This is a genomic window from Vibrio bivalvicida (genome assembly GCF_001399455.2).
GTDB classification, from domain to species: Bacteria; Pseudomonadota; Gammaproteobacteria; order Enterobacterales; family Vibrionaceae; genus Vibrio; species Vibrio bivalvicida.
The window spans coordinates 434,489-458,938 of sequence record NZ_LLEI02000032.1 but is presented as its reverse complement, the minus strand read 5'-3'; the positions used below and the strand labels follow the sequence as shown (position 1 = coordinate 458,938).

Annotated in this window: 25 protein-coding genes and 1 tRNA gene; 20 read left to right on the top strand and 6 right to left on the bottom strand. The window is 44.2% G+C overall.

What is annotated here, in order from left to right; translation table 11 throughout:
* Nucleotides 1–249 precede the first annotated feature (249 nt).
* From APB76_RS13080 to APB76_RS13060, 5 genes are all read left to right on the top strand, one after another.
* The gene (locus APB76_RS13080) at nt 250–1,395 is read left to right on the top strand and encodes a porin (RefSeq protein ID WP_049845467.1); all 1,146 of its coding nucleotides are present in this window, start codon (nt 250–252) and stop codon (nt 1,393–1,395) included.
* A gap of 74 nt (nt 1,396–1,469) precedes the next feature.
* Entirely contained in the window at nt 1,470–2,120 is a 651-nt protein-coding gene (locus APB76_RS13075; RefSeq protein ID WP_054963273.1) for a YccT family protein, read from the top strand.
* Between the two features lie 121 nt (nt 2,121–2,241).
* The gene (gltX, locus tag APB76_RS13070; RefSeq protein WP_054963274.1) at nt 2,242–3,669 is read left to right on the top strand and encodes a glutamate--tRNA ligase; all 1,428 of its coding nucleotides are present in this window, start codon (nt 2,242–2,244) and stop codon (nt 3,667–3,669) included.
* Nucleotides 3,670–4,101: 432 nt separating this feature from the next.
* Nucleotides 4,102–5,079, top strand: a complete 978-nt coding sequence (locus APB76_RS13065; protein ID WP_054963275.1) for an OmpA family protein — start codon at nt 4,102–4,104, stop codon at nt 5,077–5,079.
* Nucleotides 5,080–5,307: 228 nt separating this feature from the next.
* Nucleotides 5,308–6,279 carry an OmpA family protein gene (locus APB76_RS13060; protein ID WP_054963276.1) on the top strand — a complete coding sequence of 324 codons (972 nt, stop codon included), beginning with the start codon at nt 5,308–5,310 and terminating at the stop codon, nt 6,277–6,279.
* Between the two features lie 66 nt (nt 6,280–6,345).
* On the opposite strand, the gene APB76_RS13055 is transcribed toward APB76_RS13060, so the two are convergent.
* The 3 genes from APB76_RS13055 to APB76_RS13045 all read right to left on the bottom strand — a co-directional run bounded on the left by APB76_RS13055 (nt 6,346) and on the right by APB76_RS13045 (nt 8,306).
* The gene (locus APB76_RS13055) at nt 6,346–6,852 is read right to left on the bottom strand and encodes a hypothetical protein (protein WP_054963277.1); all 507 of its coding nucleotides are present in this window, start codon (nt 6,850–6,852) and stop codon (nt 6,346–6,348) included.
* Between the two features lie 187 nt (nt 6,853–7,039).
* Nucleotides 7,040–7,116: transfer RNA gene (locus tag APB76_RS13050), tRNA-Arg, on the bottom strand.
* Between the two features lie 53 nt (nt 7,117–7,169).
* Nucleotides 7,170–8,306 carry a flagellar assembly protein FlgT gene (locus APB76_RS13045; RefSeq protein WP_054963278.1) on the bottom strand — a complete coding sequence of 379 codons (1,137 nt, stop codon included), beginning with the start codon at nt 8,304–8,306 and terminating at the stop codon, nt 7,170–7,172.
* 164 nt (nt 8,307–8,470) lie between these two features.
* Here APB76_RS13045 and APB76_RS13040 point away from each other — a divergent pair, with 164 nt between their 5' ends.
* The gene (locus tag APB76_RS13040; protein WP_049845474.1) at nt 8,471–9,106 is read left to right on the top strand and encodes a FlgO family outer membrane protein; all 636 of its coding nucleotides are present in this window, start codon (nt 8,471–8,473) and stop codon (nt 9,104–9,106) included.
* Nucleotides 9,107–9,114: 8 nt separating this feature from the next.
* Nucleotides 9,115–9,546: a flagellar assembly lipoprotein FlgP gene (gene flgP, locus APB76_RS13035; RefSeq protein WP_049845475.1), complete on the top strand. Its 432-nt coding sequence runs from the start codon at nt 9,115–9,117 to the stop codon at nt 9,544–9,546.
* Between the two features lie 67 nt (nt 9,547–9,613).
* Here flgP and APB76_RS13030 read toward each other — a convergent pair whose 3' ends face one another.
* From APB76_RS13030 to flgA, 3 genes are all read right to left on the bottom strand, one after another.
* Complete coding sequence (locus APB76_RS13030) at nt 9,614–10,039, bottom strand: flagella synthesis protein FlgN (protein WP_049845476.1); 426 nt, start codon at nt 10,037–10,039, stop codon at nt 9,614–9,616.
* Nucleotides 10,040–10,057: 18 nt separating this feature from the next.
* The gene (flgM, locus tag APB76_RS13025) at nt 10,058–10,372 is read right to left on the bottom strand and encodes a flagellar biosynthesis anti-sigma factor FlgM (RefSeq protein ID WP_054963279.1); all 315 of its coding nucleotides are present in this window, start codon (nt 10,370–10,372) and stop codon (nt 10,058–10,060) included.
* Between the two features lie 85 nt (nt 10,373–10,457).
* Nucleotides 10,458–11,204, bottom strand: a complete 747-nt coding sequence (flgA, locus tag APB76_RS13020; RefSeq protein WP_049845478.1) for a flagellar basal body P-ring formation chaperone FlgA — start codon at nt 11,202–11,204, stop codon at nt 10,458–10,460.
* A gap of 80 nt (nt 11,205–11,284) precedes the next feature.
* Here flgA and APB76_RS13015 point away from each other — a divergent pair, with 80 nt between their 5' ends.
* From APB76_RS13015 to flgL, 13 genes are all read left to right on the top strand, one after another.
* On the top strand, nt 11,285–12,211 hold the full coding sequence (locus tag APB76_RS13015) for a chemotaxis protein CheV (protein ID WP_049845479.1): 927 nt from the start codon (nt 11,285–11,287) through the stop codon (nt 12,209–12,211).
* Between the two features lie 12 nt (nt 12,212–12,223).
* Nucleotides 12,224–13,051 (top strand): protein-glutamate O-methyltransferase, encoded by an 828-nt coding sequence (locus APB76_RS13010; RefSeq protein WP_049845480.1) that lies wholly within the window; start codon nt 12,224–12,226, stop codon nt 13,049–13,051.
* A 243-nt stretch (nt 13,052–13,294) separates the two neighbouring features.
* Nucleotides 13,295–13,693 (top strand): flagellar basal body rod protein FlgB, encoded by a 399-nt coding sequence (flgB, locus tag APB76_RS13005; protein WP_054963280.1) that lies wholly within the window; start codon nt 13,295–13,297, stop codon nt 13,691–13,693.
* The gene (gene flgC, locus APB76_RS13000) at nt 13,694–14,110 is read left to right on the top strand and encodes a flagellar basal body rod protein FlgC (protein WP_004746770.1); all 417 of its coding nucleotides are present in this window, start codon (nt 13,694–13,696) and stop codon (nt 14,108–14,110) included.
* Nucleotides 14,111–14,125: 15 nt separating this feature from the next.
* The gene (gene flgD / locus APB76_RS12995) at nt 14,126–14,836 is read left to right on the top strand and encodes a flagellar hook assembly protein FlgD (RefSeq protein ID WP_049845482.1); all 711 of its coding nucleotides are present in this window, start codon (nt 14,126–14,128) and stop codon (nt 14,834–14,836) included.
* Between the two features lie 39 nt (nt 14,837–14,875).
* Complete coding sequence (gene flgE / locus APB76_RS12990; RefSeq protein ID WP_049845483.1) at nt 14,876–16,180, top strand: flagellar hook protein FlgE; 1,305 nt, start codon at nt 14,876–14,878, stop codon at nt 16,178–16,180.
* Between the two features lie 216 nt (nt 16,181–16,396).
* Nucleotides 16,397–17,146 carry a flagellar basal-body rod protein FlgF gene (gene flgF, locus APB76_RS12985; protein ID WP_054963281.1) on the top strand — a complete coding sequence of 250 codons (750 nt, stop codon included), beginning with the start codon at nt 16,397–16,399 and terminating at the stop codon, nt 17,144–17,146.
* Between the two features lie 19 nt (nt 17,147–17,165).
* Entirely contained in the window at nt 17,166–17,954 is a 789-nt protein-coding gene (gene flgG / locus APB76_RS12980) for a flagellar basal-body rod protein FlgG (RefSeq protein WP_049845485.1), read from the top strand.
* Between the two features lie 24 nt (nt 17,955–17,978).
* Complete coding sequence (flgH, locus tag APB76_RS12975) at nt 17,979–18,758, top strand: flagellar basal body L-ring protein FlgH (protein WP_054963282.1); 780 nt, start codon at nt 17,979–17,981, stop codon at nt 18,756–18,758.
* Nucleotides 18,759–18,825: 67 nt separating this feature from the next.
* Nucleotides 18,826–19,917 carry a flagellar basal body P-ring protein FlgI gene (locus tag APB76_RS12970; protein WP_054963288.1) on the top strand — a complete coding sequence of 364 codons (1,092 nt, stop codon included), beginning with the start codon at nt 18,826–18,828 and terminating at the stop codon, nt 19,915–19,917.
* 10 nt (nt 19,918–19,927) lie between these two features.
* On the top strand, nt 19,928–20,836 hold the full coding sequence (gene flgJ / locus APB76_RS12965) for a flagellar assembly peptidoglycan hydrolase FlgJ (RefSeq protein WP_054963283.1): 909 nt from the start codon (nt 19,928–19,930) through the stop codon (nt 20,834–20,836).
* A gap of 289 nt (nt 20,837–21,125) precedes the next feature.
* Nucleotides 21,126–23,000: a flagellar hook-associated protein FlgK gene (gene flgK / locus APB76_RS12960; protein WP_054963284.1), complete on the top strand. Its 1,875-nt coding sequence runs from the start codon at nt 21,126–21,128 to the stop codon at nt 22,998–23,000.
* Nucleotides 23,001–23,010: 10 nt separating this feature from the next.
* On the top strand, nt 23,011–24,204 hold the full coding sequence (gene flgL / locus APB76_RS12955; RefSeq protein ID WP_049845489.1) for a flagellar hook-associated protein FlgL: 1,194 nt from the start codon (nt 23,011–23,013) through the stop codon (nt 24,202–24,204).
* Nucleotides 24,205–24,450: the final 246 nt, after the last annotated feature.

Here is a 24,450-nt window from a genome sequence, read left to right as displayed (position 1 = left end):
GATTAGAGTTGCTTTTGACGTTTTTGTTTATTTATGTGTGAATTTATCTTGTTGATTATTATGCCTTTATCTTGTTTTCTTTTTTTTTGATTTGAACGTGGTCAGATTATTATTTACCTCGTTTTTTGCCGCAAAAAAAGTTTGTCAACATGCCCCTGTCCATAAACATTCCCCGGAGCATGAGGTTATACATGCTCAAAGGGAACTAAGAAAAATTACCAAAATGAATAATTACTAGGGGTTAATTCTATGTCTATGTTTAAAAAGACACTACTTGGCGCAGCGGTTTCTACTGTTGTTTTAGGTTTCTCTGGCATGGCCGCCGCAGACACTAACCTAAATCACGCAGAATCTAAGTATGAACAAGGTATTTACGGTTTGATTGCTATGCAGGTTGCAAACCGCGACTACGACAACTCGCCACAAAATGAAGGTGTTCAATTCAACAACGAATCTCGTCTTGGCTGGCGCGGTACAGCGAAGTTTGATAGCTGGGAAAACTGGACATTCCTATGGCAAATCGAGTCAGGCTACGTTGATGAATCGTTTGCTGGTGAAGATGGTGGTAATGGCTACCTAGGTCGTCGTGATACGTTTGTTGGTTTTGAACATGACACCTTCGGTAAAGTGCGCTTAGGCCGCGTGTTGACTCCAATTTATGAGTTGATTGATTGGCCTGCGACTAACCCAGGTATGGGTAACGTTTGGGACTGGGGCGGAAATATTGGCGGTAACAACTTTAACGATCGCCAATCAGACACAATTCGTTGGGATACCAATGAACTATGGTCTGGATTTACCATGGATATCGCGGCGGGTGCAGGACAAGATCGCGCTGGTGGTACCGATAGCCCTAAAGCAGGAAGCAACTACTGGCATGGGATGGCGGCGCACCAACAATTCAATGGTGATTGGGGTTGGGTTCAGTTCGATCTAGCGTACGAAATGAACTACGACACAATGGAAACCAAGGATGAAAAATACTGGGATAACCAAACTTACTTAATTGGATCCCAAGGTGGATTCTCTAATGGTCTAGGCTATTTCGCTTACTACCGTATTGCTGAAGCGCAAGAAACGAAAGGTAGCGATGAAACAGAGCATTCATATTCTGTCGGTCTAACTTACAACTTCGGTGAAGGCAATAAATGGCAGGCTAAGATCGCTCACGCTGAAAACCTAGGCCTAGAAGTTGATGGCAAAGACATTGAAGGCACTAAAGATAAAGTAACGTCTATGCAGCTCATGTATTCAGTTGACACTAATGCTGTTGTATACGCACGTTACGCGATGAACGACCTAGAGAACACAGGTAAAGTAGGCGAAGGCTATCAGGGACGCTGGAAGTCAGACAGCTTTGATGAAGCATCTGTCGGTATCGAATACTGGTTCTAATATAACAATTCCACTACTTGGGCGGCAAATTGCCGCCCTTAGTCGATCTTAATCGCTTTGACGTCGAGGAAACTATGAAAAAACTAACCACTGCTTTGCTATTGGGTGCAATGACATTACCTATATGTGCCGCAGAACTTACCGTTATTGATGAAATTGAGCCTTTAGTGTTAAACGGAAAAGAGCTGACTGGTAAGGATTATCAAAGCAGCCAAGTGATTAATCTTCAACAAGGTCAGAACCAATTGCTGTTTGCACTTGATCAATTGGTTGTCGAGGATGGCCGTCGAACTAAGTTGGTGTTTCCAACTGTGGTTGTGAAATTTGATGCGACATCCTCTCCGGTGACGCTCAGTTATCCCGTATTTCGTCACGTCGACCAGGCAAAAAAATTTCGTAAGAGTTTAGACTTCTCATTGGTTGATGCGCAGGGTAAGGCCGTCGAGTATCAAGTTGATCTGTTACAGGTGAAAGGTTTTTCTCAGTTTAAAGATTACGAAGCAGTCATGGCTGAGTATAACCAAGTTGGCGGGGTCGCCTCGGTTTCCCACAATACTTCGGTGAAGCCTCACGCTGACAACAGCGTGGCAAACAAGAATATTCAAACAGACGTAAAGGTAATGGCAGGTGCAACAAGCGGTTCAATTAAAACGGATTTTTTGTCTATGAGCCCCACTCAACGGCAAGAGTTTATCTCTTGGGCAGTTAAACACATCAACGAATAAATAAAACATCGTCTAGACGGATTGTAGATTTGCATATCGGTGCTAAAATAACGCGCAATTTTGGCACCATGCTCATCATGAGCTAAATGGTGCAGTCATTTAGACAATCAAGGTATTTTACATGACGGTTAAAACTCGTTTTGCTCCTAGCCCAACAGGCTACCTACACGTTGGTGGTGCTCGTACTGCACTTTACTCATGGCTTTACGCTAAAAACCAAGGTGGCGAATTTGTTCTGCGTATCGAAGATACAGACCTAGAACGTAACTCTCAGGAAGCGGTAGATGCGATCCTAGAAGGTATGCAATGGATGGGTTTAGAGTGGAATGAAGGCCCTTACTTCCAATCTAAGCGTTTTGATCGTTACAACGAAATGGTTGATAAGCTGCTTGCTGAAGACAAAGCATATAAGTGTTACGCTTCTAAAGAGCTATTAGATGAAATCCGTGCTGAGCAAGAAGCGGCGAAAGAGATGCCACGCTACGATGCAAACCATCCCAAAGTCGTAGCTGCAAACGCAGAAGCGAAAGAGGGTGATGCGTTTGTTATCCGTTTCCGTAACCCGAAAGAAGGCAGCGTTGTATTTGATGACCAAATCCGTGGCCGCATTGAAATCGCTAACAGTCAACTTGATGATCTGATTATTCGTCGTACAGACGGTGCTCCAACATACAACTTTGTTGTGGTAGTGGATGACTGGGATATGGGCATTACTCATGTTGTTCGCGGCGAAGACCACATTAACAACACGCCTCGTCAAATCAACATTTATCAAGCGCTAGGTGCACCAGTACCGACGTTTGCACACTGTGCGATGATTCTTGGTGATGATGGTGCCAAGCTGTCTAAGCGTCATGGTGCGGTCTCTGTGATGCAGTACCGTGATGAAGGTTACCTACCAAATGCACTGAACAACTACCTAGTGCGTTTAGGTTGGTCTCACGGTGACCAAGAGATCTTCTCAGAGCAAGAGATGATTGATCTATTTAGCTTGAATGCAATTTCGAAATCAGCTTCGGCTTTCAATACTGAAAAGCTACTTTGGTTGAACAACCATTACATTAAGACTTCAGCTCCTGAATATGTGGCTGAGCATTTGCAATGGCATCTAGATAACCAGAACCTAAATGTAGAAAACGGCCCTGCAATCACGGAAGTGGTCACCTTAGTAGGCGAGCGCTGCAATACTCTTGTTGAGCTAGCTGAGCAGATCCGTTACTTCTACGAAGACTTCTCTGAGTTTGAAGCGGGTGCAGCGAAGAAACATCTACGCGGTGTTGCTAAAGAGCCACTAGCTCTAGCACTAGCAAAAGTTGAAGCGCTAGAAGAGTGGACGACAACCGACATCAAACAGGGCGTTATTGCAGCGGTTTGTGAAGAACTTGAAATCGGTATGGGCAAGATCGGTATGCCACTGCGTGTTGCGGTAACTGGCGGTGGTCAATCTCCATCTGTTGATGCGGTAATGGAGCTAGTAGGCAAAGAACGCGTCATCGCTCGTATCAAGATGGCGTTAGAGTTTATTGCCGAGCGAGAAGCTAACGCATAACAGACTCAACGTTATTATCATAAAAGCCGCAGCAATCGCTGCGGCTTTTTTATTTCCTAAACAGAGCGTGCTCAGAAATAGCCGATACGTGACCGTCTCAATATCGAGAATTATAATGTTGCTTGGTTAATTAACTGATTATTAACAGTAAATTTTCATAGCTTGTCAGCCCTTGTGCCACAAAGGCGGAGCGAATTAGTTTATTTTTCTCTGATTTTTAGCTCACTCAATGCTGACAATCCGCCTCTTTTCTCGCTGTAAAAAATCCCTATAGTGCTTTCGCTGGTTACAACGAGTTACGGTTTGTAACAGTAGGAATAATTGCACATTAGGAAGTGGTTTAGCGTTTTGATTGGAGATTTGTCCTATCTAGAAAGTTGTTCTAAACGCACTGGAGTTAACTAGAAAAGTTTAAAAACTAAGGATTTAATTATGAATAAACTAGCAGCGGTCATTTCAGCATCACTTCTTATAGCATCTGCCCCGACAATGGCAGAAGTTTACCTAGGTGGTAAAGTTGGTAAGTCGTGGTTAGATGACGCCTGTACATCTGCTACTGCCAATTGTGATGATGAAGCTTCAGCGGTAGGTGTCTTCGCGGGTTATCAAATGTGGGACTTCTTGTCGATTGAGGGAGGATACGATTATTTGGGTGAGTTTACCGCGGATGGACTTAACGACGATAAAGTGGAAGCCTTTACACTTGCTCCCAAAGTAAACCTACCAATTACTGATGGCATCTCTTTGTACGGTAAATTAGGTGGCGCGTATGTTAAGTATGGTAACCAAAATGACTATTCATATTTAGGTGCTGCGGGTATTGAATTTGACTCACACCAGAATGTTGCGGTACGAATTGAATACCAAACAATAACAGACATTAACAATAACCAAGTTCGTGCCATGGGGAATACTGCAACACTCGGCTTTGTCTACAAGTTTGGAGGCAGCGAACAAACAGCAGAGCCTGTGGCTGTTGTACAAGAAGAAATGGTCGAAGCGGTAGTTGAAGATCAACCTGTTGAGTCAGTCATCGTTACTAAGGTGTATGAATCTCAAACAATAGGAACAGAAAGTTTCAAACTCAATAGTACAGAGCTTAACCAAGAGAGCGTTGCTAGGTTAGATGAACTGGTGGATTTCTTAAATGACTACCCACAAGCTGAAGTTGAAGCCACGGGGTATACAGATACGTCAGGGCGTGCTGAATACAATCAAAAGGTGTCAGAAAGACGCGCTGCCGCTGTGGAAAGCGCTTTAGTTGATAAGGGCATTGATGACTCACGTATCACTGTAGAAGGGAAAGGGGAAAGCAACCCGATCGCATCAAATGAAACGCTCGAAGGTCGAGAAAAGAATCGTCGAGTGGAAATTGTAGTTCCTGCTTTTGAGTATCAAGTGGAGCAATAATTCTAACGATCACTAACAACGTAAATTAAGCCTCAACTAATGGTTGGGGTTTTGTCTTATTTATAAGACACTTAAGCCACTTATAATTGATATCGCTATATCTCACGGATTCATTTTGTGTGCTATATGCAACAGAAGTTGTGGTGGTTAAATACTATGCTAGGCTAGCGTGGTTAGTCGGCTATGTATGTAGACAACATAAACATAATGAAAAATGGGGAAGGACTCATGAAAAAGTTAGCAGTGGTAATTTCGAGTACGCTTGCACTAGCATCAATGAATGCAAACGCGGATTTTTATTTGGGTGGTAAAGTCGGTAAATCTTGGTTGGATGACGCTTGTACTTCAATTACGGCCAATTGTGACGATGATTCAATCGCAGCGGGTGTGTTAGCCGGCTACCAATTTATGGATTACCTGTCACTAGAGGCAGGTTACGATTATTTAGGTGAGTTTACCGCTGATGGGCTTGCGGATGAGAAAGTAAAAGCTTTCACCATCGCTCCTAAGCTAAACCTTTCTTTAACCGATGATATTTCTATTTACGGTAAGTTTGGTGGTGCTCGTGTTGATTACGGCAGCAAGAATGATAACTCATTTCTTGGTGCGGTTGGTTTTGAGCTAGATTCACACAAAAACGTAACCGTCCGCCTTGAATACCAGCGTCTGACTGACGTAAATAATGACTTAGTAAAAGCGGCGGTTAACTCCGCAACCCTTGGTTTTGTTTACAAATTCGGTGCAAGTGAGCAGCCAGTTTCTGAACCGTATGTGGCAGAAGAGAAAGTGGTTGAGGAAGTCGTAGAAGAGGTCGTTGTTGTTACACCGGTGCTTAAGACGTTTGAAACTAAAGTGGTTGATTCTGGTGCGTTTGCTTTAAATAGCGCTGAACTAAAGCCTGAAAGCTTGCCAATGCTAGAGGAATTGGTTCAGTTTATGACGCAGTTCCCTCAGTCTAACGTCGAAATTACCGGCTATACAGACTCTAGTGGTGCGGCTGCTTACAACCAAAAGCTCTCTGAAAAGCGTGCAAAATCGATTGAGAGTGCATTGTTAGAAGCCGGTATCGATAGGTCTCGCATTACAGCGAGTGGTGAAGGTGAGAACAACCCTATCGCATCAAACGAGACTTCTGAAGGCCGTGCTCAGAACCGCCGTGTAGAAATCGTTGTTCCAGCTTTTGAGTACGAAGCAGAATAACCACATCAGAATTGAAAAGGCCTTGGTGATGAGCCAAGGCTTTTTTGTTTTAGCCAAATTTTTCTGTTATTTCAGGTCGATACTGTTTAAGCGCCCCATAAATTCGAGAATTTCTAAGTTCTCTTTGTTGGCTTCCAATAGTGCTTTCTTTGTCTTTGAATAGGCAGCCAGTCGACCATGTTTTTTAATCGAGCAAACTACGCTCCTGTAGATTAATTTGCCATTCACATCATAGTTGCGCCAAGCAGCGATGTAGCATTCGTCTTTCGCTGTTGGGTTCTCTTTGGTTGGCCTAGGCTTAAAGATGATCTTAGGCTCAAGCGAGTGTGGGAGGCGGGTCATTAAATAGGGGTCTTTGAGTAGCTTGCGCCAGAATTTCCCCCACATCTCAGAGCCGAGTTCATTACGCAGTTTGATCGCTTTCTTCAAGCCTCTTTTTTCACCAATACGTACGTACCCCACAGAGCGGTGCAGAACTTTGTCGTCTGGCGTGTGGATATGGATCTTGAACGCTGTCTTTGCTTTTGAGATAAAGCGGTGACCAGTGTTAGTGGTCAAGTTACTTTTTGTCATTCATTTTTATAAATAGTTTTGTTAATAGCTATTTTAGTTGAATGTCCACAAATGTAGAAGGTTTGATTTTTAATAGAAGCTGTTTTGTAGCGGCTTAGCTACAAACTTGTTCATTAAATTGTCGTTGCTGAACCTAACACAAAATAAAAGTGGCTAAATAATGACTACTTAGCCCCTTTAAAAGATCTGGCGCTCCCGACAGGATTCGAACCTGTGACCTATCCCTTAGGAGGGGATCGCGCTATCCAGCTGTGCCACGGGAGCTTTAACATTATGATACTGATTTTAAATCATAAGTTAAGCGTGAACTTGTGTTTTTACAATAGCTTGTGCATAACATCGCCAATTTGAATACTTCCGGCAAGCTCTGCTTGATCAACTTTAAGCTCTGCTTCATTTTCGTACACGCGCGAAACGGTCAGGGTGATGTCTGTTTCAGAAACCTTATTGCGCGGTAAGCCACGTTGGTCAATGAATGAACCTGTGTGCCAAAGCTGCAACTTATCGCCTTCCATCACACCGTGAATACGTCCTAGATCGATTGTGATTGTGTTGTCCCACTTGGCGACCACTTCTGGCAAGGTGATTTTGCAAGACACCTCTGATTCTAAATCCAACATAATATTGCGGCTTACGCGCAGCATCATGTCGCCATAGGTTGATGCCCAGAAACGAGCACTACGCGTATCTACTTGGCTGGTTTTAGCAAACGGCCAGCGCGCGACCTCTCGATAATTGCGGTTGTAAACTTCGTTACCTGTTTTACCGTCAAACACCTGCATTTCAAGCGCAAACTGACGGTTAATGACATCATCGCGAAGCAAGCCGCCTTTTTCAATAGTGGCTGTAAGGTCTGTGATAACACCACCAATGATATATTGTGCGCCAGTATCTTGAGCAATCATTTTTAGCCGCTCAGGGTAGCGTTTACTGATCTCAAAATCTGTAGTGCCAACAGAAACAAAGTTAGCAGATTGTTGATCTAATTGGCGATTGATGACATTAGCAAAATCATCACCGACGCCATAGATTTGCCCCATGACCGCTTGCTGAGGGGAGGCAACATCTATGTTACCGACTAGAAATGTTTTCTTATATTGGCTTACGTGGCAACCCGTTGCCGATGGGTAAATATCAATGCGGGCTTTGACTAACATGACTCCGCTACGGGTTTTCTGCTCATCAACGACGATGTAGCGTACTTCACTGTTGGTAAACTGATACTCTTCTTTGTCGCTTTCTAGCAAAGGGCGTAAATTAGCAATGCTACCAATATCGGCTCCAGAGAAGCTCACTGCTTTGAACAGCGCATCTTCTAGCGCGTGAATGCGAGCGGCCTCTTCAGAAGATACTACAGTGGCAGTGCCTGTCACTTCAAACCACGCAGCGGAGGCGGTACTCGAGAGCAAGCTTAGGTAAAGCGTGGATAAGAAGAGAAGGAGCGATTTTTTCATAGATGTTCACCAAGTTGGTTCATTTCTTGCTTGTTAAATCTTAGCTGATTTAGGCATTGCCTTTCTAAATAGTTGCAAAGTTAGAAAAGCAAGGAATGTTCCACTTTTAGAAGAGAGCTAAAAGATCAGGCATTTTTAAGCCTTAATGTATCGGAGATTTGAGAATGAAAAAATGGCTATCGCTAGTCCCTGTGGTGTTTCTCACCGCATGTGCCTATGCTCCAATATATAACGGTAAAGAACCGTACCCTGGCTCGCAGTTTATGCTGATGGAGAGCCCGCGTCATACTCTTGACTTCTTTGTAGAGAGTATGACGGAAGATCTTATGATTTCGAATACCAGTGTTTCGGCGCGGACACCGATTGCCGTTACGTCATTTGTTGATCTGCAAAATATGGATGCTACAAACTGGTTAGGTAACTCAGTATCGGAAGGCTTTATTCATCAATTCCAGCGTCGTGGGTTTAAGGTCGTAGATTTCAAAACCACTGGCTCTATTCAAGTGACCCATCAAGGTGACTTTGCTTTTAGTCGTGACTGGAAAGATTTAGCCCAAGAGCAAGATATTCAATACGTACTAACAGGGACTATGCTGCGCCAGGAAGGCGGTGTTCTAGTCAATGCGAGAGTTGTTGGGATGCAGTCTCGAGTGGTTGTGGCAACTGCACAAGGTTTCTTGCCAGCGGATCGTATTGGTCGAGATCTTGATACCCTTAACAGCATTCGTACGCAAGATGGTGTATTAATCCGTTCTGACCCAACGATTACCCAGCCATATACGGTTATTCTTCGCCCGTAGGAGACGAGATGAAAAAGCTATTACTCCTGATTGTTGTTTTAGTGATGGTAGGTTGCCAGCCTTTAACGGATATGCGTAAAGATGACTGGTTAACGGCTGTTGGTTATGCAAGCATCAGTGAACAAAAAGGTCGTAACGAAGAAGAAAAGCAAGTACGTGCGATGCGCGCATCGAAGATAGACGCTTATCGTGAACTTGCAGAGCAGGTTTATGGGATGCGCGTTAGTGGTCGAGCCGATCTTAAAGATCAGCGCCTAGGGACAGAGCTGACATCTGGCGCGGTCGATGGGGTTATTCGTGGGGCTGAAGTAGTTCGTAGCTATAAAGTCGGTGACAGTTATGTCACTGAGCTTAGACTTGATATTGAGAAAATGAACAAGCTGCGAGATTATGGTGAGGTTCAAACGGTTCCAGAGAAACGTCAGCAAACTCTTTTCTAACGATTTAGATCTCCGAACAAACAAAAAAACGGCAATCAATGATTGCCGTTTTTTTTTGATTCTATTTTTAGGCTTTAATGTTGGTGCCTAGAGTCGTGACATTTTTGGTTTGACCTTCTGCTGTATAAGTCATTCCCAATTTGCCTTGAGACTGCTGCATTAAATTATTGAGCTTATTAAAGCTAAGTTGGGCACGTTGGAGCGCTTGGCCATTGACTTCATTCGCTTGTTGGCACTCACTGATTAAAGAGCTAACTTGTTCTACCAAAGGGCTCAACTCTGGATCGCTCGTTAAGCTCTCTACATCAGGATGACGACGAACTCGTTCGTCTGTGTTTTGCAGTTGCTCAATTAAAGTGATTTTATGTTGGGCGATAGCTTCGATATCTTTTGATACTCGATTGGCAATCGCAAGTCTCTCCTGCTCTAGAACTTCAGTAAGCTCCTGGGCATTTTTTAATTGAAACTCGATTAAACTTAAAATCGCTGCCATGATCTATATTCTCGCGGTTTACAACCCGCCAAGCTCTTTTTCGAACTTAATCATGTTGTCGGCAAGTTTTTCAGGATCGACGCTGTACGAGCCATTAGCAATAGCTTCTTTGATAGCGGCAACTTTTGCTTTGTCAAAGCTAGGTTGGCTGACCATTTGATTATGCATTTCTCCCACCGCCTTACCTTGTGAGCTGAGTGAAACTGCATCCTTAGCTACATCAGACTTTTTTGCCGAGTCTGAACTGCTCGTTGGACTACTTTCGTTACGTACAGAATTACGCGTCGATGTCGATAGCGTTTGCCCTGAGCGTATATTGTCAATACCTGCCATAATTGCTGAGCCTTTTGAAGATTTGTCTACTTGTACTGTCAATATCGACGAATACGATTATAACTTTAGTTTTTTTTAACACTGACTAAAAAATCACCGTTACTTCAGAAATTCCAGTCACTCGTCCTTCAATTATACGGTTGGATTTACTATTTTTCACTCTTATCTGTTCACCATGTGAGCCATCTGTGAGCGCGATACCTTTCGTGGTTATTGTCATCCCAGATTTTACCGCTCTAATTGTCACTATTTCGTTACGACATACGACGCAAATATCTCTAGCTTCTATAATGTCACCAGAGCGGAGGTTTTTCTTTGCTTTTGCGCCAATTACCGCATCAATTGTGGAAAACCCTTGCCGCCTAAAGCGTTGTAAGTCTACCATATTAATAGTGACGTCTTGAGCTGATACGATCTGACCGCGGGAAAGCGGGGTAGTCAGCACAACTTGTGGCCCTGTACGGGTTAAACGAACAGGTACATAGACGCGCCAATCGTCTTCCGGACATTCAATCAGTACCGTTATATTACTAGCGGTAGGGTTGGTCGAAGAGGATGAGCGGGTCAATTCGGTTGGACAATTGGTTGCAAAGATACGGCTATCGAGATTGGCCGCTTTGGCTTTTAATGTACCACCCGTTGGCCACTCAATAGTTGCTAGAATGTAGTCTTCTGCAGCTTGTTGAATAAGTTGGATTTGGTTTTCTGTTGCGGATGTCGCTGAAAAACTAAAGAAAAATAATAAAAAGCCGATAGACTTATAAAACTTTTTATAGAAAGCTCTACAATTAGTTATGGAAAATGAGCATAAGTGTGATTTTAGGTATGTCATTCTATTTCTCTAAAGTTTTACATGGCCGCTAGTAGACTACCATTTTTTTTAGCATTAAAGTTTGAGATGGAGATGAGCTTATGTCGGGTATTCTTGATTCTGTGAATCAGCGTACGCAACTCGTCGGTCAAAACCGATTGGAACTCCTAACGTTTCGCCTTATGGGGCGCCAACGCTACGGAATTAACGTATTTAAAGTAAAAGAGGTACTTCAGTGCCCTAAGCTTACTTCAATGCCAAACTTACACCACCTAGTCAAAGGTGTGGCCCATATCCGAGGCCATACTGTTTCGGTTATCGATTTGAGTCTGGCTGTTGGTGGCAGACCGACCACAGATGTTGAAAAAGCCTTTGTCGTTATTGCTGAGTTTAATCGAACTATTCAGGCGTTTCTGGTGACTTCCGTTGAGCGTATTATTAATATGCATTGGGAAGCCATTTTGCCACCTCCAGAAGGGGCTGGTAAGTCCAACTATTTAACTGCAGTCACTAACATCGACAACGAACTGGTTGAAATCCTCGATGTAGAGAAGATTCTTGCAGAAATCGCGCCAGTTGATGAGACTATGGACTCTTCAATTGGGGAAGAGATTGCTCAGGTTGAAGCAGAGAAAGAAATTGTTCGTCGCATTCTAATTGCCGACGACTCAACGGTTGCTCGTAAGCAGGTTGAGCGTGCAATTACATCACTAGGTTTTGAAGCGGTTGCGGTTATTGATGGTAAGCAAGCTTATGAGAAACTAGTTGAAATGGCTGCTGAAGGTAGCATCTATGATCAGATTTCTTTGGTGATTTCCGATATCGAGATGCCAGAAATGGATGGCTATACACTAACCGCCGAAATAAGGCGTAACCCTGATCTTAAAGATCTTTATGTTATTCTTCACTCATCACTCAGTGGTGTATTTAACCAAGCAATGGTTGAACGTGTAGGAGCTAACTCCTTTATCGCTAAATTCAATCCAGATGAGCTTGGTAATGCAGTGAAAACTGCACTTACAGAATAAAAAGAGAAGTTAATGACAGCGATAACTATAAGCGATCAAGAGTATCGTGATTTCAGCCGATTCTTAGAGTCACAATGTGGTATTGTGCTAGGTGATAGCAAACAGTACCTTGTAAGAAGCCGACTAAGCCCACTCGTTACTAAGTTCAAGTTAGCGACATTATCTGACTTGCTTAGAGACGTTGTGACTGGGCGTAATCGTGAACTGCGTGTTGCCGCTGTTGATGCCATGACGACAAACGAGACACTGTGGTTTCGTGATACTTACCCATTTGAAGTTCTTGCTAATAAACTGTTACCAGAGGCAGCGGCAAATAAGCGCCCAATTAAAATCTGGTCAGCAGCGAGCTCTTCTGGGCAAGAGCCGTACTCAATGGGGATGACAGTACTAGAGACTCAGCAGCGTAAGCCGGGCATGCTTCCTAGCGTGTCGATTACTGCTACAGATATTTCGGCAAGTATGCTCGATATGTGCCGAGCAGGTGTATACGACAACCTTGCATTGGGTAGAGGACTGTCACCAGAGCGCCGTCGCAATTTCTTCGAAGATGCGGGTGATGGTCGAATGAAAGTCAAAGACAATGTAAAACGTTTGGTTAACTTTCGTCCACAGAACTTGATGGATAGCTATGCATTACTTGGTAAGTTCGACATTATTTTCTGTCGTAACGTGCTTATTTATTTCTCTCCCGACATGAAGTCTCAAGTTTTGAATCAAATGGCAAACAGTTTGAACCCTGGTGGTTATTTATTATTGGGTGCATCCGAATCACTAACAGGTCTCACTGATCGATTTGAGATGGTTCGATGTAACCCTGGCATCATCTATAAGCTCAAGTAACAGAGTTGTCAATTTTTCCCAATGCCCAGCATTTTTGTTGGGCATTTTTATACCCATCTCTCTTTAACTTGTATACTTTCTACGAGTGATTCCAAACTCTCTAATGCGATTTCAGCTAATTAATTGGCGTGTTTATTGCGTATTATCTACACGAAGGCAACAGTGAAACAAGTTTTATTAAAGTTGGTACGCTAATTGCTTTTACATTTAATAGTAACGGTCAGTTCTTGAGTAGAGGTTAACATGGCTATTTCTTTCGACAATGCATTAGGTATCCACCAACACACGGTGGGTGTACGTGAGCGCAATGCTGAGGTGATTTCTACCAACATTGCTCAAGCGAACACTCCGGGCTATAAATCGAAAGGCATGGACTTCCAAAAGGCATTGCAGGCGGCAACATCGGAGGCAAGCATCGGGCTTAGCCGTACCGACAGTCGGCATATTCCTGCCTCTACTAGGGTGACAGGGGAAGTAATGTATCGTCTTCCTACACAACCTGACACGGGTGATGGCAACACCGTTGATGTGGATCTAGAGCGTAACTTGTTTATGCAAAACCAGATCAGACACCAAGCCTCACTTGACTTCTTAGGAAGTAAATTCAAGAACTTAACTAAAGCAATTAAAGGGAGTAACTAGATGAGTTTATTTAACGTTTTCAATGTCACTGGTTCTGCCATGAGCGCTGAATCTGTTCGTCTAAATACGACCTCAAGTAACCTAGCAAACGCGGACAGTGTCTCTAGCTCAGCGAAAGACACCTATAAAGCCCGCCACGCTGTGTTCGGTGCGGAGTTAAGTAAGGCAAAGTATGGCCGCGACCATACGGTGCCAGTGAAAGTGATGGGTATTGTAGAAAGCGATAAGCCGCTTGATGCGGAGTACAACCCTGACCATCCACTCGCAAACGATGAAGGGTATATCTACAAACCTAACGTCAATGTGATGGAAGAGATGGCTAACATGATTTCTGCTTCACGTTCTTACCAAACGAACGTTCAAGTAGCAGATGCAAGCAAACAAATGCTGCTGCGTACGCTGCAGATGGGTCAATAAGGATAGGAGGTAACTATGGCCGATGGCATTAATAATGTTGGTCAAAGCGGCTTGTCCTATGTAGACCAGCTTAAACAGCTTCAGGACAAGAATAAGCCCAACGAGACAACAGGTAAGCAAGATCTTAAACAAGAAGACTTCTTATCTTTGCTCACTAAGCAACTTGCCCAGCAAGATCCATTTAAGCCGGTTAGCAATGACCAGATGATTGCACAGATGGCGTCATTTGCCACGGTAGATGGTATCGGCAAAATGAACAATCAGTTTGAAACACTGAATGCGTCGATGACATCTAACCAAGCGCTTCAAGCTTCCTCTCTTGTTGGTCGAGACGTTCTCGTCCCTGGTGCAGCAGGAGTGAAAGCAGATGACGGCTCAATGGCTGCTATGGTGAAACTCCCTCAATCTGTCGATAACTTGATGGTACGAGTGGAAGACCAAATGGGGCAGCTAATCCGTACCTTTGATGTCGGTGCGAAACCTGCGGGTGACAGCCGAGTTGAATGGGATGGTAAAGATCAAAACGGTAATCCATTGCCACCAGGTAAATACAATGTGAAAGCATCAGGTTTACTCGATGGTAAAGCCAAAGAGTTTGAGGTTTCGACCTACGCTAATGTAAACAGCGTACTCTTAGGTAAAGGCGATGGTAACGTACTACTCAATCTGGCTGGCTTTGAGTCGCCAGTTCGACTTGCTGAAGTACTAGAAGTTGGCAAAGCGTAACTCTTAAGTAGATATGCTAGCTAGATAGGAGATTTTGGAATGTCATATGTTGCACTAAGCGGTTTGTCCGCAGCTCAGTTAGATCTGAACACAACCAGTAACAACATTGCGAACGCAAATACATTTGGCTTTAAAGAGTCACGTGCGGAGTTTGGCGATGTTTACTCAAATTCACTCTTTACTCATGCGAAGACCACACCAGGCCAAGGTGTTCAAGCGGCTAAGGTTGCTCAGCAGTTTCATGAAGGTTCTAGCGTTTATACCAACAACCCTATGGATCTGCGTATCAGCGGTACTGGCTTCTTCTCTGTCGCAAAAGATCGTCTAACGCCAACCACCAATGAGTTAACGCGTAATGGTGCTTTCCACCTAAACAGAGATAACTACATGGTTACGGCTAACGATGAGTTTTTGCTTGGCTATCAAGTGAACAAAGATACCGGTGATGTTCTATCCTACGAGCCTTCGCCAATCAACATTCCAAAAGAGTTCGGTAAGCCAAAGCAGACATCAAATATTGATGTGGGTGTCAATCTACCGGCTGGTGGTGACCTTAAAGATCCTGCTTTGTTTGACTTCTCAGACCCAGAAACCTACAACCGTTCAACGTCATCGACGATTTATGACTCAATGGGCCAGTCGTATAAGCTGACAACTTACTACCTAAAAGATCAGACTCAACCTAATACTTGGCAGACCTACTACACAGTAACTGACAGTGTGGGTGAGAAACCACTGAATATTATAGGGGGAGACGCGACATCACCAACGGGTCAGGTTGGTCATACGATGAAGTTCAACAATGATGGTACCCTAGCAAGCCTTAATAATGGGCAGAATATCGTTTCTGAAGCTCTGGGTACAGGTGCGAACCCTGTTGAGCTAAATGGCGCAGACATTAACCAAGTTCTGTCGTTTGGCCTTCAAGATGCCACTCAGTTTGCCGCTCCGTTTGAATTGACTAAATTCGATGAAGATGGTGCGACTACTGGCTTCTTAACCAAAGTAGACTTTGATGAGAACGGTAGTGTTCTAGGTACTTACTCTAACGGTGAAAATATCATTCTAGGACGTGTTTCATTGGTTCGCGTCGCGAATGAGCAAGGACTAGATAAGAAGGGTGGTACTCAGTGGGACTCTACTCAGTTCTCTGGGGACAAGATCTGGGGCGAATCGAACAAGGGATCATTTGGTACGATTACTAGCGGTACTCTAGAGCAATCGAATATCGATATGACGCAAGAGCTAGTTGATTTGATCTCTGCTCAACGTAACTTCCAAGCTAACTCTCGTTCGTTAGAAGTACATAACCAAACGCAACAGAATATCCTACAGATTCGTTAATCACTGTAAGGTATCCTTAGCGAGATGTCGCAATCATCTGAATAGCAAGCTGGTGGCAATGATCAGCTTGCTATTATTGCCACTTCGGCAAAACCTTTCTCTAATTCTTCTCTATACTTGCCGTTATATCCTGCTAATCTGTTGATTTATAGATGGTATTTAAATTGGCACGCCAATTGCTTTCATTGATCTGAATTGTGATTTTTGGAGCAAATTATGGATCGTGCACTGTTTCTCGCGATGAGCGGAGCTAAGCAAAACATGCAGGCTTTACAGCTCAGAGCAAACAACTTAGCGAACGTCAGTACCACGGGTTTCCGTGCTGATTTGGCGCAAGCTCGTTCAATGCAAGCGTATGGCGATGGTCTACCAAGCCGCGTGTTTAGCATGACAGAGCGTCCGGGACATAATTTCCAGCAAGGGAGCGTGATTACCACCGGCCGAGACTTAGATGTTACCATTCAAGGTGATGGTTGGATATCGGTACTCGACAAAACGGGCAAAGAAGGTCTAACGCGAAACGGTAACCTCAAAATTGATGTGAACGGTCTACTGGTTAGCGGTAACGGAAATCTAGTCTTAGGTGAAACAGGGGCACCGATTACCCTGCCGATTCCAATCAGCAAAGTTGAGATCGGAAATGACGGTACGATTTCTGTGGTTCCGCAAGGCGCTCCAGCCGATGCAATAGAAGTCGTCGATCGAATTAAACTTACTCGCACCAACAACCAATCACTATTCAAAGACATAAACGGCTTGTTCCGTGCAAAAGATCCTAATGCGGCATACGAAGTGGATGCCAGTGTAAAACTGCTCACAGGGGCAATTGAAGGTAGTAACGTCAATGCTATAGGCGAAATGACTAACCTTATTGACTTGCAACGTCAGTTTGAAATGCAAGTAAAAATGATGAGCACAGCAGAAGACATGGACAAAGCGTCTGATTCTCTGCTTCGTATGAGCTAACAGATTCTAGGAGAGAGCTATGCATCCGGCACTATGGGTAAGTAAAACGGGCTTAGACGCTCAACAAACCAATATCTCAACAATTTCAAACAACCTGGCGAACGCTTCAACAGTTGGTTATAAAAAAAGCCGCGCTGTTTTTGAAGATTTGTTCTATCAGAACATCAATCAGCCAGGTGGTCAGTCGTCACAGAATACTGAATTACCAAGTGGCTTAATGCTAGGTGCAGGTTCTAAAGTGGTGGCGACGCAAAAAGTTCACACCCAAGGTAATACTCAAACAACGAATAATAGCCTCGATATGATGATTGAAGGTGATGGCTTCTTCCAGATCTTGATGCCAGACGGCAACATTGGTTATTCACGCAATGGTCAGTTTACCGTTAACGATGAAGGGGTAATTGTGACTTCAGGCGCCGGATATTCACTAGAGCCTGAGATTGCTATTCCGGAAGATGCAATCAGCATAACTGTGGGTACCGATGGTGAGGTCTCTGTTCGTGTCCGAGGTCAGCAAGATAACCAAGTTGTCGGACAGATTGCAACGGTCGATTTTATTAACCCAGGCGGGCTAGAGCCGATAGGTCAAAATCTTTATCTACCGACAGGTGCAAGTGGTGATCCGCAAGAAGGTGTCCCAGGTTTTGACGGCTTTGGTGAAGTAAGACAGTCAATGCTTGAAACATCGAATGTGAATGTGACCGAAGAGCTAGTCAACATGATAGAAGCTCAACGTGTTTACGAAATGAATTCAAAAGTCATCTCAGCGGTAGACAAGATGATGAGCTTTGTGAATCAGCAGTTATAAGCACGGTTTAGGGTGGGAATAGAAATGAATCGAATAATCGCACTTTTTACGCTAGCAGTGATGTCGGGTTGTACAATGTTAGAGCCGCCAATCGAAACCCCAGATGTCACACAGGGAACAACAACGGTTGATGCCGTCGAGGGTGACAAATCTAAGCAAGAAAGTTCAGGTCTGGTTGATTCTATGCGTGGCCGCTCCGATCCCGTTTCAGGCGACCCCGCTTGGGCTCCTATTCACCCTAAACACCAACCTGAGCACTATGCAGCGGAAACAGGCTCGCTGTTTAATACGGCGAGCACCAACAGTTTGTATGATGACTCAAAACCACGTGGACTTGGTGACATCATTACTGTCACCTTAGATGAAAGTACCAAAGCAGCAAAAAGCTCAGATGCTGACTTATCAAAAAATAATGATGCGTCAATGGACCCGTTAGAAGTTGGTGGTCAGCAGCTCAACATTGGTGATTACAATTTCTCGTATAACCTAAGTAACGACAATAAATTTAAAGGTAGTGCGGCCGCTAACCAAAGCAACAGTATTTCTGGCTCGATTACCGTTGAAGTGATAGAAGTACTCGCTAATGGCAATCTAGTGATTCGTGGTGAGAAGTGGCTAACGCTGAATACAGGAGATGAGTACATTCGCCTAAGCGGCACGATTCGTCCGGATGATATCAAGTACGATAACACGATCGCATCGAATAGAATTTCTAATGCTCGAATCCAATACTCTGGTACGGGCACTCAACAAGATATGCAAGAACCTGGATTCTTGGCACGATTCTTTAATGTCTCCCTATAATTCCATCTGATGCCGCTTTTTTGGCAGTATATAAAGTGGGCATAGAGATTAGAACAAGGGCATGATCATGAAAAAGTTGTTTCTCCTTTTAACCTGTATAGTGTTTGTTGCCAATTCCGCACAGGCGGCACGCATTAAAGATGTGTCTCAGGTCGCTGGTGTGCGTAGTAACCAATTAGTTGGTTATGGCTTGGTCACAGGTTTACCTGGTACAGGAGAATCAACCCCCTTTACCGATCAAAGTTTCAATGCAATGTTGCAAAACTTTGGTATTCAGATGCCACCCGGTACGAAGCCTAAGAGTAAAAATGTTGCGGCTGTGATTGTGACGGCTGAATTGCCTGCCTTTTCAAAACAAGGTCAAACAATCGATGTGACGGTGTCTTCGATTGGTTCGGCAAAGAGCCTACGAGGCGGCACCCTGATGCAAACAATGCTGAAAGGCTTAGATGGGCAAATCTATGCCGTTGCGCAGGGCAATCTTGTGGTGAGTGGCTTTAGTGCAACAGGGGCTGATGGCTCAAAAATTGTCGGCAATAACCCAACTGCAGGCATGATTTCAAACGGTGCTATGGTTGAACGCGAAATCCCAACTCCGTTTAGCCGTGGCGATTATATTACCTTTAACCTCCTTGAGTCTGATTTTACCACTGCACAGCGTATGGCCGATGCGGTTAATAACTTCCTTGGTCCGCAAATGGCGTCTGCGGTCGATGCGACGTCGGTAAAAGTACGTGCTCCGCGTGACATTACTCAGCGTGTTGCTTTCTTATCGGCGATTGAAAATATCGAATTTAACCCAGCGGAAGGCTCTGCGAAAATTATAGTTAACTCGCGTACTGGCACCATAGTTGTCGGTAAACATGTGCGCTTAAAACCAGCAGCGGTTACGCATGGCGGTATGACAGTGGCGATCAAAGAGAATCTTAATGTCAGCCAGCCGAATGCCTTTGGTGGTGGTGAGACTGTCGTCGTTCCCGATACCGACATTGAGGTGACGGAAGAACAGGGCAAAATGTTTAAGTTTGAGCCTGGATTGACCTTGGATGATCTGGTTCGAGCGGTGAATGAAGTTGGTGCGGCCCCTTCTGATTTAATGGCTATCTTGCAGGCGTTGAAGCAAGCAGGTGCTATTGAAGGACAACTGATCGTAATCTAAGGAGTAGAGCATGATTAACAACGGCAATGATATCGGCTTTATTCACGATATCGCTGGCTTAGATAAGCTACGTAAACAAGCGGTAGAGGGTGATGAAGGAAGCGAAAAAGCGGCTCTAACAGCGGCGGCAAAGCAGTTTGAGGCCATTTTCACCTCTATGCTGTTTAAGTCTATGCGCGATGCTAACTCAACGTTCGAATCTGGTTTGATGGACAGCCAAAATCAGCAGTTCTATCGTCAGATGATGGATGAGCAGATGTCGAGTGAGCTAAGTACCTCGGGATCATTAGGGCTCGCGGATATGATTGTTGCTCAGCTCTCTACAGGCAGCGTAGAAAATCAAACTGCCAAAGCGCGCAATGAAGATTTTGAAGCTATGATGGAAAAAATAGACCGTACCCGTCATGAACGAGCGGACTCTACAACTGTAGCCTTGCCAGCATCGACACCACCTTCTCGCTTTGAGTCGCCAGAAACTTTTGTTAAATCAATGAAGCCTTATGCAGAAAAAGCGGCAAGTGCGCTAGGTATTGATTCATCGCTTCTACTTGCTCAAGCCGCATTAGAAACGGGTTGGGGACAGAAGGTTGTCAATAACTCACGTGGTAGCAGTAATAACCTATTCAATATCAAAGCGGATCGTAGTTGGTCTGGAGATAAGGTATCGACTCAAACTCTTGAGTATCATCAAGGTGTGCCTGTTAAAGAAAATGCAGCTTTCCGTTCTTACTCTAGCTATGAAGATAGTTTCAACGACTACGTGCGTTTCCTTAATCAAAACCCTCGTTACACCACTGCGCTACGTCATGGCGGTAATAACGAAGAGTTTATTAGAGGCATTCATCAAGCAGGCTATGCGACCGATCCAAGGTACGCAGACAAGGTATTAAGCGTTAAAGCACGCATAGACCAGATGTAAGGTGAAGGAGCGGACTTCGTCCTACGGACGCTTCGCTCGAGAACGGGCTACGCCCTACAGAACATTGCGTTTCGGGAGGCGAGAGGAGCTGTTGACAGGGCTTCTTTCAAACTAGATAAAATCATCCCGCATCCCGCATCCCGCATCCCGCATCCCGCATCCCGCATCTCGCATCCCGCATCCCGCATCTCGCATCCCGCATCCCGCATCCCGCACTTGGCACACATATTGCAAGTTCTAACCTAGATGTTCAGTTAACACTGATTTTAAAAGGTTTCTTGGGGGCAATATGTCGTCTGATCTTCTGAATCTTGGTTCGCAAAGCGTTCTCACAGCTCAGAGACAATTAAACACCACCGGTCATAACATCTCTAATGTAAATACAGAGGGTTATAGCCGTCAGTCGGTGATACAAGGCACAAATATGCCGCGCCAATATGGCGGGGAAACCTATGGTATGGGCGTTCATGTGGAAAAAGTTCGCCGCTCTTGGGATCAGTTTGCCGTTAATGAGCTTAACGTTTCCACTACCAACTATGCTCATAAAGTCGATGATGAAGCCAACTTGGAAATGCTGTCCAACATGCTGTCTTCCGTCGCTTCTAAAAAGATTCCAGAAAATCTCAATGAGTGGTTCGACGCAGTTAAGTCCTTAGCTGATAGCCCTAATGATGTCGGCGCGCGAAAAGTTGTGCTTGAGAAAGCTAACTTAATCACTCAGAACCTAAATGACTTTCATGAGACAGTGCGTCGTCAATCTGATGTAACCAACAAAAAACTGGATCTAGGTATTGAGCGCGTCAACCAACTTGCTTTAGAAATAAGAGATCTTCACCGCCTAATGATGCGTACCCCTGGTCCGCACAATGACCTGATGGACACCCATGAAAAGCTTATCGCTGAGCTATCTGAATATACAAAAGTTACGGTAACACCGCGTAAGAATGCAGAGGGCTTCAACGTTCATATTGGTAATGGTCATACATTGGTTTCAGGCACTGAAGCTAGTGAGCTTAAAATGATTGATGGCTATCCAGATGTACATCAGCGTCGCCTTGCCATGATTGAAGGTAAAGGGATCAAAGCAATCACCACCAAAGATATTGATGGCAAGATAGGTGCGATGCTGACAATGCGCGATGAGAAGATTCCCCAGTTGATGGATGAGCTTGGTAAATTAGCGACTTCTTTCTCTTATGAAGTTAACAGTTTGCAGTCTCAAGGTCTGGATCTCAGGGGCAATATTGGTGGCTTAATGTTTACCGATGTGAACTCTGATTTTGTAGCGGAATCTCGTGTTGTGACTTCCTCCAATTCAAAAGCAGATTTGGCAGTATATATCGACAATACCAATCAGCTAGTCGGTGGTCAGTATTCACTGCAATACGTCGGCGGAGATTACTACGTCACTCGTCCATCTGGTGAGCAGTTTATTGTTCCAGTGGTTGATAATTCGATAGCGTTAGACGGTTTGCGTATTGATATTCGTAACGGTTTAGAGGCTGGGGAGAGGGTGCTCATTCGTCCAACTCGCAATGGTGCTGCTCAGATGCAGATGGCAACCAATGATCCGAGCGATATTGCTGCACAAAGTTATGAAGCTTCCACCACATTTGCTCAGGGCAGTGCTGAGTTCAGTATTGCGCAAGCGGGTAGTCTGCGTGAGTTTGAAGTGATTATCTCTCCTGACGGACAACAATTTGCCGTTACTGATACAGATGGCAAAATTTTACTTCAGCCTCAAACATATCCACCAACAGGCCCAGTGACGGTTCAGGGAACATCGTTTGAACTCAGCGGTGGCGCTTTGCCCAATGATAAGTTTACGGCAAACCTTGTCCCTTCAGAAGGGGACAACGGCAACTTGCTCAAAATGCAAAATATCCAGACCGACAAAAAGCTGAATGATGGTGAGTCGACTATTTTGGATATTTACCACAACTTGAATACAGATGTTGGCTTGCAAATGTCCACCGCTTCACGCCTAACCGATGTTTCTCGTTTAGAGAAAGAAGCCGCTCAAGAAAGAGTGGCATCAATTGCCGGTGTGAACTTGGATGAAGAAGCGGCCAACATGATGAAGTTCCAACAAGCATATATGGCCTCGTCTCGAATTATGCAGGCGGCTAACGATACCTTTAACACCATTCTTGCGTTGAGATAAGGAGGCGTAAATGATGAATCGTATTTCTAGCTTCCATAACTATCAATCAGTGCAGAATGATTTGCGCCGTTCGGAAGCAAAAGTCCATCACAATCAAGCTCAGCTAGCCTCTGGCAAGAAGCTGATGAAAGCGAGTGATGACCCGTTAGCAACACACTACATACAGAATATTGGCCAGCAAAAAGAGCAACTACGCCAGTTCACCGATGCGATTACGCTTTCCCGTAACCGTCTAGAGCACCATGAGGTGATTATCTCGAATGCCGAAGAGTATGCTGATGAAGCAAAACGAACGGTAATGGAAATGATCAATGGCTCGTTGTCTCCAGAAGACCGTTTGGCTAAGCGTCGAGAAATGCAGGAAATAGCCAACAACTTTCTGAACCTAGTTAACGTTCAGGATGAATCGGGCAACTACATTTTTGCTGGTACTAAGCCTAAAAATCAGCCTTTCTTCCGTGATAAAGATGGGGATGTGGTATACGCAGGCGATGACTATCAGCGCAAAATGAAGATCTCTAATAGCTTAGAGATGCCAATCAATGACCCTGGCAGCAAGCTATTTATGGAGATCGACAATCCCTTTGGTGATTTTGAACCTAAGTACAATCTTAACGAAACGTCTGAGCTATTGCTGGAGCGTGCCATAAATATCAATCCTGACGACAGCTCCACTTATAAGGTGACGTTCGTGGATATGCCTGATGGCAAATATGGCTATCAGTTAGAACGTGATGGCTCAATAGTAAAAGCGGATACCTTTGATCCAGCGGTTGGCATCAAGTTCGAAGATGTTTCTATTCAGGTTAAAGGGCAGATTACGAAAGGTGATGAGATCACCCTTGAGCCTAAAAAAGCATACAGTATTTTTGAAACCTTCCAAAATGCGATGGCTCTGTCTCGGGGATCAGTGTCAGATACGTCTAATACTGCGCAATTACATCAGATTGTCCAAGAGTTCCATTCTGCATTTATTCATTTGAACAAAGCGCGTACAGATGTAGGCGCACGCTTGAGTACATTAGATATTCAAGAAGAACAGCATGATGACTTCAAAATGACCTTGGCTAAGTCTAAGAGCAATTTTGAAGATCTTGATTACGCAGAAGCGATCATTGAATTCAATGAGAACTCACGCGCGCTGCAGGCGTCACAACAGGCATTTGGTAAAACCAAAGATCTAACCCTATTTAACTACATCTAAGCTCAATGCCTTATGTGCAATGCCATAAGAGCGAGATAGATGTGCCAGAAAGATAGTGCGACTGATAAATGCAGTGGCAATCGAGTGGCAAAAGAGCGGCAATCAGTTTGCCGTTTTAGATGAGTGAAATTTACTCAATGCGAGCAAATAACAAGCTCACCTTTTAAGTGGCTAATAAATAAAGAAAAAATATTTTATTGGTTAACTTTTAGAATATTGGCATACAACTTGAATTGTTTAGTGCAG